At 42.1% G+C, this 18,138-nt stretch carries 12 protein-coding genes; 10 read left to right on the top strand and 2 right to left on the bottom strand.

Annotated features, from left to right (window positions below):
* The first annotated feature begins 12 nt into the window (after positions 1-12).
* From ENH88_RS05010 to ENH88_RS04995, 4 genes are all read left to right on the top strand, one after another.
* A complete protein-coding gene (locus ENH88_RS05010; RefSeq protein WP_304180346.1) occupies positions 13-183 on the top strand; it encodes a winged helix-turn-helix domain-containing protein in 171 nt (56 codons plus the stop codon).
* A 242-nt stretch (positions 184-425) separates the two neighbouring features.
* Complete coding sequence (locus tag ENH88_RS05005; protein WP_304180345.1) at positions 426-1,736, top strand: hypothetical protein; 1,311 nt, start codon at positions 426-428, stop codon at positions 1,734-1,736.
* Between the two features lie 3 nt (positions 1,737-1,739).
* The gene (locus ENH88_RS05000) at positions 1,740-3,194 is read left to right on the top strand and encodes a KAP family P-loop NTPase fold protein (RefSeq protein ID WP_304180343.1); all 1,455 of its coding nucleotides are present in this window, start codon (positions 1,740-1,742) and stop codon (positions 3,192-3,194) included.
* 384 nt (positions 3,195-3,578) lie between these two features.
* Positions 3,579-4,331, top strand: coding sequence for a sulfite exporter TauE/SafE family protein (locus ENH88_RS04995; protein ID WP_304180342.1), 753 nt, complete (start codon positions 3,579-3,581; stop codon positions 4,329-4,331).
* 61 nt (positions 4,332-4,392) lie between these two features.
* On the opposite strand, the gene ENH88_RS04990 is transcribed toward ENH88_RS04995, so the two are convergent.
* A complete protein-coding gene (locus tag ENH88_RS04990; RefSeq protein ID WP_304180341.1) occupies positions 4,393-4,737 on the bottom strand; it encodes a mannan-binding lectin in 345 nt (114 codons plus the stop codon).
* Positions 4,738-4,868: 131 nt separating this feature from the next.
* Positions 4,869-5,666, bottom strand: a complete 798-nt coding sequence (locus ENH88_RS04985; protein ID WP_304180339.1) for a hypothetical protein — start codon at positions 5,664-5,666, stop codon at positions 4,869-4,871.
* A gap of 167 nt (positions 5,667-5,833) precedes the next feature.
* Here ENH88_RS04985 and ENH88_RS04980 point away from each other — a divergent pair, with 167 nt between their 5' ends.
* The 6 genes from ENH88_RS04980 to ENH88_RS04955 all read left to right on the top strand — a co-directional run.
* Positions 5,834-6,439 carry an aspartyl/asparaginyl beta-hydroxylase domain-containing protein gene (locus ENH88_RS04980; protein WP_304180337.1) on the top strand — a complete coding sequence of 202 codons (606 nt, stop codon included), beginning with the start codon at positions 5,834-5,836 and terminating at the stop codon, positions 6,437-6,439.
* Between the two features lie 14 nt (positions 6,440-6,453).
* Positions 6,454-7,710: a hypothetical protein gene (locus ENH88_RS04975; protein ID WP_304180335.1), complete on the top strand. Its 1,257-nt coding sequence runs from the start codon at positions 6,454-6,456 to the stop codon at positions 7,708-7,710.
* A complete protein-coding gene (locus ENH88_RS04970; protein ID WP_304180333.1) occupies positions 7,697-8,620 on the top strand; it encodes a hypothetical protein in 924 nt (307 codons plus the stop codon). Before ENH88_RS04975 ends, ENH88_RS04970 begins: the two co-directional genes overlap by 14 nt.
* Positions 8,621-8,648: 28 nt before the next feature.
* The gene (locus ENH88_RS04965) at positions 8,649-9,347 is read left to right on the top strand and encodes a phage tail protein (protein ID WP_304180331.1); all 699 of its coding nucleotides are present in this window, start codon (positions 8,649-8,651) and stop codon (positions 9,345-9,347) included.
* A gap of 6 nt (positions 9,348-9,353) precedes the next feature.
* Positions 9,354-10,178 (top strand): sulfotransferase, encoded by an 825-nt coding sequence (locus ENH88_RS04960; RefSeq protein WP_304180330.1) that lies wholly within the window; start codon positions 9,354-9,356, stop codon positions 10,176-10,178.
* Positions 10,179-10,241: 63 nt separating this feature from the next.
* The coding region (locus ENH88_RS04955; protein ID WP_304180328.1) for an Ig-like domain-containing protein at positions 10,242-18,138 on the top strand (7,897 nt) is incomplete at its 3' end.

Genomic DNA, 18,138 nt, shown 5'->3' with positions numbered 1-18,138 from the left:
TGTTTGACTTGATTGGCTAAAAAGTTAGAAAGTGAAGACTTAGATGATGGTTTAAAGCTTTCTAACGTTGATAAAGCCATCTTAGGGTTTATTAAAAAAGATCGCTATATGACCAATGCAGAGCTTGTTGAAAAATGTGGTAAGTCTCTAAGCAGCATAGAAAGGGCGAATAAATATTTCTAAAAACAATTAGTTTTATTTTTAGATAGTATTTTGTGTCGTTTAAGTTAATAAATTTCGATAATGAGTGAGACTATAAAAATTTTTTGAAGGGCTATGCTAGGCTATTTACCTCAAGCAATGGCTGACACCACTGCCTAAAATGATGCAGCTGTTGTCAGATCCCGTAAGAAACCAACAATTTCAGCAAGTGATATTCGATATGTTGAGTGGGTTTAAAAAAGCGCAGGCTATAAGGAACTTCAATGGTACAGGATTTAATTAAAGGTTGGTTTAGTGATAATAGAGTGAAGATCACAAGCCCTGTTTTAGGCGCTTTTATGGGGGCGTGGATTTTATTCAATTGGAAGTATTTCCTCTTATTATTTTGGGGGAAAGGGGATCTTGAAGTTAGACTTTTGGCATTCGAAGAAATAATTAGACTTTCAAATTTAAGCATATGGCTGTGGCCTTTGCTAGTGGCGTTGGCATACGCGTTTGGCTTACCGTATTTGAATGTTTTGAGTCATAAATTACTTAAAAGAGCGGAAGAGTGGCGACATAGTGAGGTTGTTGGCATTGATATAATAAAGGCTAAGAAAAAAACGGAATTGAATGAAGTAATATACAAAGGAGATCCTGCTAACCCATACTTAGGAAAAAGGTTAGATGCTGAGTTAAAAGAGTTTGAGGCTAAAGCTGATATAACAAGAATAGAGGCTAACGATAAAAAACTTAAACTTGAAGAGTTAGAAGCTAAGAAAAAGATAACGATAGCCGAGCAAAAAAAATTAGAGTTAGAAGCTGAGCAAGAAGAGTTAAGACTCAATGACTTAAAAAGGCGTGATGAAAGAGAAAAGCTTGCTCAAGAACGAGCAAAAGCCCATCATCACCAAGAGATATTAAACGCAAGGTTTCCGACTGCTTACGTTTTTCTTAAATATTTATCAGAATCTTTTATTGAAGATGAAGTAAATGCGCCGATAGATTTTATGATGGATTGCTTAGTAATTTGCTTCGGCTATAGAAATAGTGACGAGCTATTAATGGATGATGAATTTTCATTATCTCAGTTAGAGGAGCTTTCATGTGTTGCATACAGCAACTTAACAATTCTCAAAGCTCTTTCTGAGTTAATTAAAAATTCAAAAATAAAAGTGACGGCAGAAGAGGTTTTTGATCATTTGGTTCAAATGTTTGAAAACATAGATACAATCAGGTTTATGTCAGATGACTTGTTCAAAGATTTAGCAAATGAGTTTGCAGGCGATTCAGATAATTATGATTCATTATTACATGAGGATTCTGTTACAGGGTCAATGGCAGAAACTAACGCCTATTTTGAGTTTGTTGAAGATGTTCATGTGGTTGGGGTTGAAGAAAGAGAAGGTGAAGAAGTATCTATTAAGATGAGCGCGACCATTTCAGGTACTAATCATGATGATAAGCCATTTTCTGGTGATTCTTTAGATGTTATTTTTAGTTTAGTTTTTTATCCAACTATTGGGAAAAATGGGTATTCTCAGCCAGAGATTGAAAATGTAAGAGCTTCTGTGAGTGATTATTGGAGAGAGTAATATATGAGTATTAATTGTAAATATCCAGAGTGGCTTACTGAGTATACGTTTGATAACTGTAAGCTCAATCGTAAAGAGTATGGTGAGTTTTTAACTAATTATATTAAGGGAGAGCACGACGGCTTTGTGCTTAACTTAAATGGTGCTTGGGGAACTGGTAAAACTGAGTTTTTAAGACGTCTGTACACGCACCTGACGAATGAAGGGCATCCGACTATTTATATTGATGCATGGGAAAGTGATTTTTCAGAGATACCGTTATCAGTGGTTGCTAGCGAGCTAATTAATCAACTTTCAATAATTAACCACAACATTGGGTCTGATTTAGACAAGCTAACAGGCTTTTTAGGAAAAGCGCTAAAAGGTACTGTTATCGCTGGTACAGGGTTGGTTACTAAGTATCTAGTTGATGATTCTGCAACGGGTAGAGAAATTATGAAAACTCTATTTGAAGCATCGGCGAAAGACTTTCTTACGAGTATAAAGAAAGATCATGAAGAGCAAGTTGAAGCTATTAAAAGTATAAGAAAAGAATTAGGGCTTTTAGCTGAAGTGCTTAAGCAAACTCACGGTAAGGAATTGCCTGTGATTGTACTAATTGATGAACTTGATAGATGTAGACCTAATTACGCCATAGAAATGTTAGAAGTTATAAAGCACTTCTTCACAACAAAGAATTTTGTTTTTGTTGTGGCCACAGATACTACGCAGCTGCAAGAGTCGATAAAATCAGTTTACGGTTCTAATTTTGACTCGAATACTTATTTGAAACGCTTTTTTAATAGAGAAGCTAGATTAGCAGAGTCAGATCTCGAGCACTATTTAAAATTACAAGAAATAGATTTAACGCCGTATTCTGATAGGGTAGTCATTTACCCTAAAATTACAAACAATACAAAAGACAATATACACCAATATATAATATGGGTGGCTAAAGCTTACGAGTTGAGTTTAAGGGATGTTGATCAGTTAATTGATAAATTAAAAGCTTGCTTACGAGGAGCGTTATACGCTGAACAAAGCTCTAATAAAGTTCAGGTAGTAAATATATTTTCTTTATTGGTAGGGATAGTAGAATTTGATCTAAAGAGTACAAGTTTTGATGAAAGAAAAAATGGCAAGCCATGCATAGATAATAGGTTATACAAACATAATATTTTGCTAGATAGCCATGATGAAAATGTATTTTCTGAACTATATGAGCTAAATATGTATAATTCAGTACAGCATAATATTGAATATCCAGATACGTGGGGTGATGCCCAAAAACATTTAGTTTATGGCACTCATAGTAAGGCTCATGGTAAAGATTATAGCCACTGCAATGGAATTATAAAAAAGGTAGCTCTTGAAATAGATAGTAATTTTTCCAACTTTAATCACAAAACAGGTAACGTGAAAATTTGGTTATGGCCTGATTACCAAAAAGTGATAAAGTTGGCAGGAAATTTAGATTAATAAAAAATATTAGATTTAATATACCTAGCGTTTTTTAACTATGGTGATAATCTATTTTAGTACCATGGTTAGTATCACAGATAGTACCGTGTCGGGTAGTGGTTAATTGTAAAGTTGTTTTAAAATAGTGATTTAAGGGTTCCCCCAGTTCAATATCGGTTTTTAAATTCGTAGATTTAAAAACCCTAAAAACCCACCAATTTGAGCAATCAAGTTGGTGGGTTTTTTTATGCTTATCGCGAGGTGTTTTATTGTTTGAATAGCTGGTGGCATGTTGCTCTTTGTTGTAATAAGCGTTTCATTTTACTGGTGCTTTAGGTACTCGCATCTTATTTTTACTCATGCTAACGTCATTACTCTGTTTTACTTGCCAAGTGGTCTTAGATGGAATTTTTAGCTGGCGATTTATTAACGTCGTTCAGCGTTATTGGGCTTATTATTTTGTCGGCTGTTACGTCGATGATCTCCGCTGCCTTTGGTGCTGGTGGCGGGTTGATGTTGTTGGTGGTGATGGCGTCGTTATTACCTATGAGTATTGTTATTCCGGTGCATGGGTTAGTGCAGTTGGGTTCAAATGCCAACAGGTTTATGCTGACTTTTAAGCACCTTGATAAAAGTATGTTTGTATACTTTTCACTTGGTGGGATTATTGGTGCGTTTGCTGCGTCGGCTATTGTGACACGTATTCCACTTGAATTGATGAAAATTGTTGTGGCGGGGTTTGTACTTTATTTATTGTGGGGCGTGACGCCAAAGTTGCGTGAAACCTCTGCTTTATGGCGCAGTGCTGCTGGTGCTGTGACAACCTTTTTATCAATGTTTGTGGGAGCGAGTGGCCCGTTAGTGGGCAGTTGTTTGTATGTTAATAATTACGAGAAGTTAAAATATACCGCTACTTTCTCTGCTTGTATGAGTGTGCAACATACCTTTAAAGCTATTTTGTATGGCTTTGTGGGCTTTTCGTTTTGGCAGTGGTTGCCTTTAGTTACGGCAATGATCATCAGTGGTGCGCTTGGCACTTGGCTTGGTTTGCAGTTATTACAGCGTATTTCTACCGATAAGTTTAAACGTATTTTTCGGGCTATTTTAACCTTACTTGCGCTGCAGTTGGCATGGCAGGGCTTGCAAGCGATCTAGCTAATAATTTGTTAAAGCGCTATAAATCCAGGTGTCATAGCGCTTTATAAATTCTAAGGAGTTAGAATTTATACTCTATTTCAATAACACTCATCACGCCATTGACGATGGTTTTCCATTCACCAGTAAACTCTGCACCATATGAAGCGGCGATGGTTTCACCTATTTTTTGAGCTTCGTCATTGCTCCAAAGAGGGCCGGCTAATACAGTAGTTTTGAATGAGTTACTGCCTGAGTTTGTCACTTGAAGTTCTACTTCAACAACACTCATTTGACTTTCTACTACGGTATTCCATTCGCCTGTCCATTTGCCTTGGTGCGCTGCGGCAACGGCTGGTGCTTTTTCTTCAGCATCTTTTTGATCCCAGATAGGACCTGCTGGGATATTCACTTTAAATGTAGCCATAAATTTCTCCTTAAATTGTTTGAATAGGTTGGCGAGCAAAAGCTAATTGCTTTACTCATTAAGGAGTATAGGGACAAGGGCAGGCTTTTCTATTACACGTCATTACAATGAGTGTTGCACTGATACTATAATTACACTGACTTTGGTAACGATGAATAGGCAATCACAGCGGCATCCCTGTGTGCTAGATCGGGGTGTTGTAACTTTTTACTGTATTCATCACAAAAGGTGATTGCATCTCCTTTTGTTGTTAATAAGGGGTCGTGAGTGAAGTTTAATAACAGTGATTGCCAGCGTTGTATTATCTCTACTGGTGGGCTTGGCAGATCTTTTAATATTGTTTTTGATTGGGTAAATTGGCTGTGTATTGCGATGTTTAGCATGTCGTCGTTTGCGGCTCCGAGCCAGCTAGTACCGTTATCGCCCACACATAAAAGTGGCATATAAGGCGCAAGTGCTGGGCATACATCATTTCTATACACTGCAACTTTCCAATAGCTACGGGCTATTGTGACAAACTGAGTAAAATCTTTAATTGGGGTAAAGTTTGATGTCGCTAAAGGCAAAATCTCTACTCTGGGTTTATTGGCATTTACGGTGTCGTTAGCAACATCAATATACCAAGTACCGATAATAAATGCGTTTTGAAAATACTCATCCCGCAGTGAGCCCCATGCTTTTTGTAAAGGATTGCCTTGGGCAATGAGATCTTTTAATAAGCTGAGCCCTGGTTTTTGTGTGTGCGGCAGTTGTGCTTGTAATAATGTAAATACCTCGTCTCTTATTTCTCTACAGCGGCCAATAGGATAAGGTTTTTCAGCAAAGTAAGGCATAGTAGGCGCAAGTGTTAAATCGGCTATTAATCTTAATTGCGCTAAGTCGATACTAATAAGTGTTAATTGCTGCTGTGTTAAATCATTAATACGCAAAGAAAACCTCCAAAGTGGATGTGCTTTAATTGGTAAGCTTAATGCACAAATGGGCTATTTACTATACACAAAAAGTCACCGTGTAATGCGCTGTAATGTTTTATTTATAGGTTATTGGTCTATGCTGTATCAGTATTGGCTGCTTACCTAAAACAGGGAGTGTAAAAATGATAACCCAGTCTGTTGCATATGCTCAATTATCAATTCCGTTTGGGGAGTTTAAACTCGCTGAGGATTTGTTAGTTGCTGAGCAATGTTGTTGGGTCGATCATGTCAACGAAAATGACTATCAAGGGAAATGGGATGTATTGCCGCTGAATGTACCTAAAGAGTATGTTGATGGGCACCCTATACTCCAATCCTTTATGTTAGAGCCTGAATGTGCTTGGGTTAATGGTCCAAACTTAACTTATCTCCCTGCTTTCAAAAGCCTGCTTGGCAGTTTGAAATGTGACATTTTATCTGCACGTTTGATGCGTTTGCATCCACATTCATCTATTAAACCACATCGTGACATCGGTTTGAGTATTGAAAAATCGGCTCAGATACGAATTCACTTTTGCTTAGCGTGCTCTGCCGATGTTGAGTTTTGTGTTGATGGTCAACAAGTGCCAATGGTGGCGAATACGTGTTGGTATATTAATGCTGATGCGGTTCATAGCGTTAAAAACAAAGGTCAATTGCCAAGAATAAACTTGGTTGTTGATTGTGTTGCTAATCAGTGGATTTATAACTTGCTCGGTGCATCAGTCAATGCAGCTGAAGTCAGTTAGTAAAGGAGCGTTTTGTGTTAAATAATCAATATCAACAAGCATCCACAACGTATATGACTGAGCAGCCAGTAGTTACAGGATTGCTTAATCAAGCACTGCGAAATCAAATTAGCGCGCTCAATCAACCTACGGTGACGGGGCAAACATTACAGCAATCATTTTTAGCGATTGCAAAGCAGGCTGTTACCACGAGTAGTTGTAGCTCCGTTAGGGAGAAATTGTTTGTTGATGCTTATAACCAAGCTATAAAAACTCTCGCTAAAGCGCAATTAACTGAAGCTCAAATGACAGATCAATTTATTAATGAGCATGGTTTAGTGATGTCGGTTTTAAACTGCACAACAACGATAAAAGATGTACATAGAAATAGTATTTTTTATAAAGCAGTGTTTGAACTAATCGGGGATTTATTACAACGCAGTCCGCAAATAAATATAGCCTATCCAGCGTGTGGTCCTTTTGCGCCACTGTTGCTACCAATTTTACTCTATATGGATCAGCAACACATTATCTCACCTAAAACAGTGCGAGTTTCTTTAATTGATATTCAACCTGGGGCTATTCAATCACTTAAAGTGTTAATTAATGAGCTACAACTGAGTGCATATTTTGAAGGTGTATATCACGCCGACGCGGTGTTGTTTAAAGGGAGTCAGCCATTTGATATTTTTCTTGCCGAAGCATTCCAACATGGTTTCTCAAAAGAAGCACATTTGAATATTTGTAAAAACTTTGCTAGGCAGTTAAGTAACCATGGTGTAATGTTGCCGTGTAAAACCAAGGTTAACGCGGCGTTAGTAAAGTGTCAGCGAGAGTTTGTTGAGCAGTGGCAGCAGCAGCCACATAATGAAAAAATAAAGAGTGCACCTAACAGCGACATCCTAAGCGAAAGAATTGAGCTTGGTAATGTGTTAACACTTGACCGACATACCTTACTGACGCTTGATATTATTAAGCTTGGTGAGCAACAGGTCGCACGTTGTAATACCTTGGCTATCCCTGCAAGCACAGAAGATGCAAGTAAGCGAGTCCTTGTGCTCTACGCTGAGGTGATGACTTATAACGAACATTGGTTAACTCAGTACCAATCAGGTATTACTCATCCATTGCCCTTTCTTAATGTATGTATTGATTTTGAACCGCAAAGCGCCACAGCTGATGATTTATTACTTAGTTCAACAGACAAGATTACTTTTTATTACAAACTTACTGGTTTGACAGGGTTTTTACCAACAAAAGCCGAGCAGCAGGTGAGTTATGGAGCAAACTAACAAGGTAGTGCTATTTACTTCTAGTTGCTTATCTATGCCCACAGTAGATTTTTTATTGCAAAGTAAGTTGTTGGTAGCCGTGGTTTTTGTGGCACATGAAAATGCCCAAGTACAAAGTGAATCGGAACAATTACGGGTGCAGTGTGAAGCGTTCAACATAGCATTTGTTGCTTGGAACAGTGATGTTCAGTTGCTTGCTCAACTTGATCAATGGCAAGCAACGATGGCAATAAGCTGTGTTACAGCAGCGCCATTGAGCGACACTATAATTAACTTTTTTCATGGTCATGCATACGGTGTTTTTTTGCAAACAGATGCAAATTACCAATGGGTAGAAACGTTATATTGGCAAGTTAGAACACAGCAAGACGATTTATCTATCACAGTGCAGAGGCTTACTGGCAATGGCGAAAACCAAGCACAAACGCTACAACAAAGTATTGCGATTCATCCATTTGATACTTACCAAAGTCTTGCGATGCGGGTTGCATCTACGTTGGCGCAAACACTAGCACTGTTCTTTGCAGAATTTAAGCAATTAAATTGGCAGCCACATAGCGCTAAAGAGTGTGTCCTGCCCGCACTGACCTATAACGATTTAACATTATCTTGTGTGGCGCATAGCGCCAGCGATTTTGTGGCTGCTGCTAGGGCTGGTAATCCGCTGTATGGTGGCTTTATTCTCACAACTAAGTTGGGAGAAATTAATGTGTTGCAAGCGTCATTTGTTGAAGAAAAACTATTTTTTGAGCCCGCTGGTACGATTTTAACTATTAGCAAATCTGCAGGCTTGGTTGTACAAACAAAACAAGGTGCTGTGGCATTGGATATTGTTTCTTGTCAGTTTGGTTGTGTGACGGGTTATCGGTTTGCATCTTTAGCGAATATTTCGGCTGGAATGCAATTGTAATTATATAAATTTTGAGAGGAAATAAATTATGAGTGCGGAACCGTTTATTGGCGATGTTGAGATATTTGCAGGGAATTTTGCCCCTAGAAACTGGGCTATGTGTGAAGGGCAGTTATTGGCTATTAGCTCTAACACGGCACTTTTTTCCATTATTGGCACAATCTATGGTGGTGATGGTCGTACCACGATGGCGTTACCTGATATTAGAGGGCGAGCACCGATTGGTTTTGGCCGAGGACCTGGTTTGAGTGAGTATAGGCTTGGTCAAAAAGGCGGCAGTGAATCAGTACATATTTTGCCGACTAATTTGCCAGCTATGCAAGGTATGGTGTCATTGCCAAGTTCAGCACAGTCAGTCTCTGTCAGTATTCCAGGACAAACCATAACTGGTGTGACAGGTGCTGCAAACATTGCGACAGCGCAAAATGCAGATACGGGTGAGCCTACAGCTGGAGCCGCGTTGGCAACGGTTGTCGCTGGTGGTGGCCCTGATAAGCAAGAGCTAATATACCAAACAGCGCCATCGTCCTTACTGAGTCTGGGCAATGTTACGGTCAATTCATTTGATATCCCAGCACAAGCAAATGTTGCGTTAACCCTGCCAGCTAATAGCTTGCAAGGCACAACATCTTTACCTGGTGGCAATCAATCAATGGATATTCGTACGCCATATATCGCAATGAATTATGTGATTGCCTTGTTTGGGATATTCCCGAGTCGGAATTAATTATTTATGCAGCATCACTATCATTTTATCGCGGGTTTACCAAGATCTGGCTCAACATTACTGGCTAGTATATTACGGCAAAACCCCGATTTTCACGCTGATATGTCAACGCCAGTGGCAGGCTTTATTACTAACCTGCTGGAGCAAATGGGCTCTGGGAGTGAATTTGCCACGAGTATTAATGCAGTACAGCGGCTGAATATATGCCGTGCTATTTGCTCTGGCTATTATCAGGATGTTGAAAAGCAAATTGTTTTTGATACTAACAGGCAATGGACCGCAAAGCTTAATTTATTAAACACTTTATTTGGCAATGACTTTAAGGTGATTTGCTTGGTGAGAAACCCTGCGTGGGTAATGGACAGTTTTGAGCGCATCTACAGAAAAAACAGTCTTGAATTTAGCCGTATATATTCCCCAGCATCGCGGCAAAACGTGTATACCCGCTGTGAGCATATTGCTTCTAATCTTGGTCCATTTGGCAGTGCATGGGCTGCGTTAAAAGAAGGTTTTTATGGTGAGTTTTCAAAGCAATTGTTGTTGCTCGATTATGACTTGCTGGTGAGTAAACCAGAAAATAGCTTGGCGCTGATCTATCAGTTTTTAGGTTTGCCTAGTTATCAACATGATTTTGAAAATGTCACCTATAACGCCAGTGAGTTCGATAAACATTTGGGGGCAGAAGGCCTGCATGCAGTGAAGCAAAAAGTGGAATTCACTGGCCGAAAAACGGTGCTGCCCCCTGAGTTATTTAAAAAATACAGTGATATGGCTTTTTGGTTAGATCCTCAAGGCAGTAGCGCAAGCTTGATCACTCAAAAAGCACCGTAACGTTTTAAACAACAAGTAGTACTAAAACGTCGCTTTATACAATATGGTTAGAGGACTAAACCAATGCTGCACTTCTCTTTGTCACCAATTTCTATCTTTGTAGGTTCTGCCTTAGGGCTTATTCAACCGGCTAATGTTGCTGCAAGTGAATATGTGCAATTACCAGCGCAACCTCAACACAGCGTAAGCATGCCCAAGCCTAGCCAGATCACAACTGCTAAGGTGATAAGTGAGCAATCGCAAGCGTCAGCTGAAAATGACTTGGTAATCGAAAGTGCCAATGCAATTAAGCATTTGATCATTATTGATGCTGCAGTTCCTGATAAAAACTTACTTTATAAACAACGGTATAGTTCCACTGAGATTGTAGAGCTACGGGCAGATGAGTCGGGTATTAAGCAACTAGAAGAGTTACTTGGGGGTTATCGCGATTTACAAAGTGTGAGTATCTTCTCACATGGTCGCAGTGGTGAGGTGCAACTAGGTAACAGTACAATCAATACCGCGGTGGTTGAAACAAATGCACAATTTATGCGTGTATTTAAAGGTGCTATAAGATCCGGTGGTGATGTATTTTTTTACGGCTGTGATGTTGGCAAAGATACGCAGGGTGAGCAGTTTTTAACGCTATTTAATCAAGCAACGGATTTAGATGTTGCCGCTTCTAATGATTTAACCGGTAATAGTAGTAAAGGTGGTGATTGGGACTTAGAAGTCGTCAAAGGAGATATCGATTTTGCTAACCGGCCATTTTCAGAACTCGCTCTGATTGATTTTTCAGATGTATTGGCTGTTGATGCTACGTTGAGATTTGGTGGTTTACCTACTGGGTACGCGAATAGTAAGAGTTACCAAATACCGGACACCAGTTACAGCATAAAAATTAAGTCTGGAGCTAGTGGGGGGCAAGATTTATATAGTTTTTCAGCGGGCTATGTTTACGTCGGTACAAGTTCGTCATCGTCAGATCAGACATATAGCAAAATATATTTCACAAATAACGAAACGTTTAATTTATCTAGTTTAGATGTTTATAACTCAAGTGGCGTTAATAAAGTCATACGGCTAACAACGGATAAAGGAGGTGAAGCAAACACTGGGAATTTACCGAACCGTAGTGGCGAGACAGTAAATGCTTCTGGTGCGTTGTTTACGGGAATAAAGTGGATAAAAGTTTCTTATAATGATAATTCAACTCTTGACTGGCTGAAAATTGACAATCTTGCCATAAACAACCTATCTGCAGTTCCGGCAAATTCAGCCCCTGAAGTTGATTTAAATGGTGTGCTGGCAGGTACAGATAGTTCAGTTTCGTTTTCTGAAGGCAGCGGTGCTGTGAATATCGCGCCCAGCGCTAGTGCAACTGATAGTGATGCGGATACAATAACAACAATCACGGTTACATTAACCAACGATCAAGATGGCGCGTCAGAAGGGCTTAGTGTATCGGCTGCTGCGCAAAATGCACTTGGCGGTATATCAGGTGCTTCAGACATTACTCTGCAAGATACAATTTCGATAACGGCGGCTTCGGCAACCGTTGCACAAGTGACGACCTTTTTACAAGCAATAACGTATAACAATACCAGTGCAACACCTAATACCACAGCGCGTACAGTGTCAGTTGTTATTAATGATGGCACTGTAAATAGTGCCAGTCGTACAGCGACCATTTCGGTTGCAAATATTACTTCAGCGAGTTCTGTCGCTGCTGGATTTAGCACCTTAAACGGCATAAATTTAAGCCCTGCTATTACGTTTAGTGACGATAATGAAACATTAAATATTAGCAATGCAGCGCATATTGCAGGGTCAACGGCTGATGGCGGCAGCGGCACGGATGAGCTTGTTGTTGTTAATGACGCCGACTTAACTGGCTTTGCCAGTTTGAGCGCTTTTGAAACCTTAACGCCATATAACAATGGCTCATTGACATTAAGTGAAACGCAGCATGACAGTTTCACGACCATAAATGGTGTTGGTACAAATCAGTTTACTATTGCTAGTGCTGATGGCGATCAAGCGCTCACTGGTGATGCTGATATTGAAAGCTATGTGCTTGGCGCAGCGATGACCTTTACGCTTGGCAGTGCAGCGCAAAATGTAACTGGCAGCAGCGCAGATGATACCGTTAATATTAATGCCTTCACGGTAACCGGTACATTGAATGGCGCTGCGGGTACCGATATATTACAGGCCGACTCTGGTGCTGATCTCAGCGGTGCAACAATTTCTGCCTTTGAATCGTTAACGCTTGCCAGTGGTGCGAGTGTATTGATGACCGAGGCGCAGCACGATAGTTTTACAACGTTTACAGCACCAGGCACAGAAACGATAACCATCAGCTCAGCAACGGATGGACTAACAGGCAACAGTGCGATTGAAACGTATGTTTTATCTGTGGCAAATACATTCACCCTTGGTGCTGCGGGGCAAAATCTTACTGGTAGCAGCGGGGACGATACCCTCAATGTTGGCTCACTTACCGCAACCGGTATTTTAGCAGGCAACACCGGCACTGATACGTTATCTATTGGTAGTGGTGGCAATATTTCTGGCGCCACAATTAGCGGCTTTGAAAACTTTACTGTAGCAAGTGGCGGTTCAGCAAGTATTGCTGCATCTCAGCTCGCATTGTTCTCAGGCACTGTATCAGGCAGTGGTAATGAGACGCTCGCTATTTTGGGTGACGGTGATTTCGCTACTGTATCAGCAATTGAAAACTACACATTAAATGACGATAGTACTAACGCGCGTACTGTCTCTATTAGCGCAGCGGGGCACTCAGTAACCGCTAGCTCTGTAACTGATGCCATCACTTTTGATATTGGCACACTAGCTTATACGGGAACAATTACCGGCGAAAATAGTGTTGCTGATACATTGTCTATGAGTAGCGGCGCAAACATTAGTAATGCCACGATTAGTAATGTGACTAACTTAACACTCGCTTCGGGCGCGTCAGTGTCGATGACGGCCAGCCAGCATGGCAGCTTTACGGGCACCATAACAGCGCCAGGTTCAGAAACTATTACTATCACCGGTGATGGTGATTTTACAACGTTAACTGGCATTGAAAGCTACGCTGTAGCTGATGACAGCACAAATACCAGAACGATCACCGTATCAACAGGTACCACTAATGTAACCGCTGGTTCGTCAACCGACGCGATTACTTTTGCAATTGGCAGCAGTGCATATACGGGTATGTTAATTGGCGAAAATAGTGTTGCCGACCAAGTACAAGTAACTGATGGTGCAGACATTAGTGGCGGTGGATTTTTAAATATAGGCACTCTTTCGTTAGCTAGTGGTGCAACAGTGGCTATTGATGCGGATAATATTGGTAACTTTAGCACTGCTATAACGGGTAGTGCGGGGACTGAAGCACTGAAACTTATGGATGGTGGGTCGTTTGATTTTACCAATACCTCAGTGTCTGCTGTGGAAGGCGTGGCAATAGGAACTAACAATAATGCCACGATAACCTTGACTGACAACTTTAATGCCAATGGTCAAGCAGTATCAGTGTCAAATGCGAGTGGCGGTGAAATTACTGCGGCCCTATCAATAAATGCTTCAGCCTTTGCCAGTGACATATTGACGATTACGGCCAGCGATTTTAATGGTGATGATACTTTCGTTGGCGGTAGCGGCGCAGATACCATCCGCCCTGGCGGTGGTACTGATTCGATGACGGGCAATGCAGGTAACGATAATTTTGTTGGCAGTGCAGCACAATTATCAGGGGATACCATCACCGATCTAGCCGTAGGCGATACCTTAACGATTACTGGTGTAACAGGGCTTTCAAGTGCAAATGTGCGATTTAATGGCGCTAGCACATTAGAAGTTGATACAGATGCCACCGATTTTAATATTTCTGAACTTACACTCTCGTTAACTAATTCACCAGGCTCAAGTTTGGCTTTTAGCGTTGCTGACAGTGGTAGTGATACCATAATCACTTTTGTTGAGCCAAATAGTGCTCCCGTATTTAGTAGTTTGAATGGCGGTGCGACCTTTACTGAAAATGGCTCTGCGATTGTTATCGACTCAGATGTAACTATTGCTGATACTGAGCTCGATGCCCTTAATGGCGCAATTGGTAATTATAATAATGCTAGTTTAACCATTACTCGAAACGGTGGGGCGAGTACTGAAGATGTTTTTGCGAACAATAACTTATTGGGCGCGCTAATTGAGGGCAATACGTTTACTTATAATTCGACCACAGTCGGAGCGGTAACCAGTAATTCCTCTGGTACCTTGGTACTGACCTTTAATGCTAATGCTACATCTGCCATTGTTGACTCAGTTTTGCAAAGTATTACCTATCAAAATAGTTCAGAATCACCACCATCATCCGTGACTTTGGATTATGTATTTAATGATGGAATAGCAAACAGCGCGGGTACAAATCAAGCGATAGTGAGTATTACTGGGCAAAATGATGCCCCAACGGATATTTCACTCTCATCGGCAAGTATAAATCAATCATCAACTGGGCCTGGTGCTAATATAGGGGCACTTACTACCTCAGATGTAGATACTAGCGACAGCCATAGTTATACGTTTGTAAGCTCTGGCGCAAGTGTAAGTGGTACATGTAGTGCTGACACAAACAATAGTAGTTTTCAGATCAGTGGCACCTTAGTGCAAACACAAGCTGCACTTAGTGCAGGAAATTATATTGTGTGCGTACAAAGTAACGATGCAACAACAACTTTCCAAAAAGCGTTTACTATAACGGTAAATGATAATGTTGCGCCAAGTGCACCATCGACCCCTGATTTAAATGCGCTTTCTGATACAGGACCATCTGATACGGATAATATTACCAACGATACCACGCCAACATTTAGTGGCACTGCCGAGAGTGGCTCAACGGTTACACTCTACAGCGATCAAGTTGGTGCAGGAGCAACTGTAATAGGGTCAGGCGTAGCGACTGATGGTAATTGGCAAATTACCACTAGCACGTTAACTGCCGGTTTAGACCATGCTATTTCAGCAAAAGCAACAGACTCGGCAAGTAATGTAAGTAGTAGCTCAAGCGCACTTACCGTGACAATAGACACCACCGCGCCGAGCGCGCCTAGCGCAGCCGATCTATCAGCAGCAAGTGATAGCGGCTCCTCGAATACAGATAATATAACCAATAATACTACACCTACCTTTACAGGCACAGGCACTACCGGCGACACCATTACCCTAATTTCAAGTGTTGATGGCTCAATAGGCAGTGCTGTTGTTATTGGTGGGGTGTGGAGTATCACAGTAAGCCCAGCAATGACGAGTGGCTCGCATACCATTGTGGCACGCGCGACGGACTCTGCCGGTAATACTACCAATGGCACCAGTACTACAATAACCATTGACACTAACGTGAGTGCACCGAGCATTACCACCCCGATTGAAGTAGATGGTCGGATCAATGCTGTAGAAGATGCGCATGTGCTTATACAAGGTAGCGGCGCTGACTCTGGCGCTACGGTTAATGTGACCATCAGCGATGGCGCGAATAACTTATCACGTACTGTGACGGCTGATGGCGCTGGGGCATGGACTATCAGTGGTAGCGAGTTTGATGTCAGCAGCTTTAATAACGGCACGCTCACCGTCAGCGCCACACAAAGTGATACGGCGGGTAATACTTCCAGTGCTGCCAGCACCGCAGTGATTTTAGATAACGCCGCACCGAGTGCCTTGACGATCGCCACCCCGATTGAAGTTGATGGCCTAATCAATGCCGTAGAAGATGACAGTGTATTGATCACCGGCTCCGGTGCGGAAGCCAATGCCAGCGTTAGTGTGATCATCAGCGATGGCGCGAATAACTTATCACGTACTGTGACGGCCGATGGCGCTGGGGCATGGACTATCAGTGGCAGCGAATTTGATGTTAGCAGCTTTAATAACGGCACGCTCACCGTCAGCGCTACACAAACTGACACGGCGGGTAACACTTCCAGTGCTGCCAGCACCGCAGTGATTTTAGATAACGCCGCACCGAGTGCTTTGGCGATCGCCACTCCGATTGAGGTTGATGGCCTAATCAATGCGCTCGAAGATGACAGTGTATTGATCACCGGCTCCGATGCAGAAGCCAATGCCAGTGTTAGTGTGACTATCAGCGATGGCGCGAATAACCAATCGCGCACCGTGACGGCCGATGGCGCAGGTACATGGACTATCAGTGGTAGTGAGTTTGATGTCAGCAGCTTTAATAACGGCACACTCACCGTCAGCGCCACACAAAGTGATGCGGCGGGTAACACCTCCAGTGCAGCCAGCACCTCAGTGATGTTAGATAACGCAGCACCGAATGCCTTGACGATTGCCACCCCGATTGAGGTTGATGGCCTAATCAATGCGCTCGAAGATGACAGTGTATTGCTCACCGGCTCCGGTGCAGAAGCCAATGCCAGCGTTAATGTGACCATTAGCGATGGCGCGAATAACCAATCGCGCAGTGTGACGGCAGATGGCTCTGGGGCATGGACTATCAGTGGTAGTGAGTTTGATGTCAGCAGCTTTAATAATGGCACGCTTAGCGTCAGCGCCACACAAAGTGATACGGCAGGTAACATCTCAACTGCGGCGACCACAACAATTACGTTGGATAATCAAGCGCCAAATGCATTGACTATCACAACGCCGATTGCCGTTGATGGCATTGTCAATGCTGCTGAAGATAATGCGGTATTAATTGTAGGCTCAGGAGCAGAATCAGGCGCCGCAGTTAAGGTTGATATTGGTGGTGTAAATGTCACCGTGACAGCTGATAGCAGCGGTAATTGGAGTCTCAGTGGCAATGAGTTGGATATCAGTGCATTAAATAATGGCACGTTAACGGTATCAGCAACGCAAACTGACAGCGCGGGTAATATTTCTGCTGCGGCAACGACTACCATAACCTTGGATAACACGGCACCGTCAGTTGTTACTATTAATACCCCAATCGAAGCCGATGGCATAGTTAACGCTAGTGAAGATGATAGTGTATTGATCACCGGCTCCGGTGCAGAAGTGAACGCAACAGTTAATGTTGATATTGGTGGTGTAAATGCCACGGTTACAGCTGGTAGTGGTGGTAATTGGACGCTTAACGGCAATGAATTAGATATAAGTGCACTTAATAATGGCACCTTAACTGTATCGGTAACGCAAACTGACAGCGCAGGGAATACATCGCCAGCGGCGACCAGCTCAATTACTTTAGATAATACCACCCCAACCGGGCATGCAGTTAGCGTTGATCAAAGCTTAATTAACGCAGATAACGAATCTACAATGAGTGTTAGTTTTACTGGGCTTGAAGGAAGTGGCTCGCTTAGTTACCAGGTAAGTGATGGCAGTAATGCTGTTACTGGTAACGCAACGATCAGTGCTGTGACGCAGCAAATTACTAGTATCGATGTTACAACATTGGCTGAGGGAGTGTTAACGTTCTCAGCAATAGTGACAGACACCGCAGGTAATGCCAGTGCAGCAGTAACTGCCACAGTAACTAAAAAATACAATGTCGCACCGGTATTAAGTGGCTCACCAAGTACAACAACAGCTGAAGATGCAGCGTATAGTTTTATACCCACACTAACAGACAGCGATACAGGTGATACCCATACCTTCAGCATCATTAACAAACCAAGCTGGGCGAGCTTTGACACCAGCACGGGTGAATTGTCGGGCACGCCAGAAAACGAGGATGTAGGCAGTTACGCGACTATTACTATCAGTGTTAACGATGGTACGGATAGCGCCAGTTTAACGCCGTTTACATTAGAAGTAACCAACACCAACGATGCGCCGGTAGGGCAAGATTTCAGCTTTAATCTTGATGAAGCGGCTAATTTAGTTGTCACCGCGGGTGATGGCTTGCTCAGTACGGCCAGTGATGAGGATGCGGATGATACATTGACGGCCGTCGCGGTAAGCCAGCCCCAATTTGGTAGTG

Origin of the sequence: Pseudoalteromonas prydzensis (genome assembly GCF_011050055.1) — a bacterium.
In the GTDB taxonomy this organism is placed as follows: Bacteria; Pseudomonadota; Gammaproteobacteria; order Enterobacterales; family Alteromonadaceae; genus Pseudoalteromonas; species Pseudoalteromonas prydzensis_A.
This window is presented reverse-complemented; position numbering and strand designations above follow the sequence as displayed.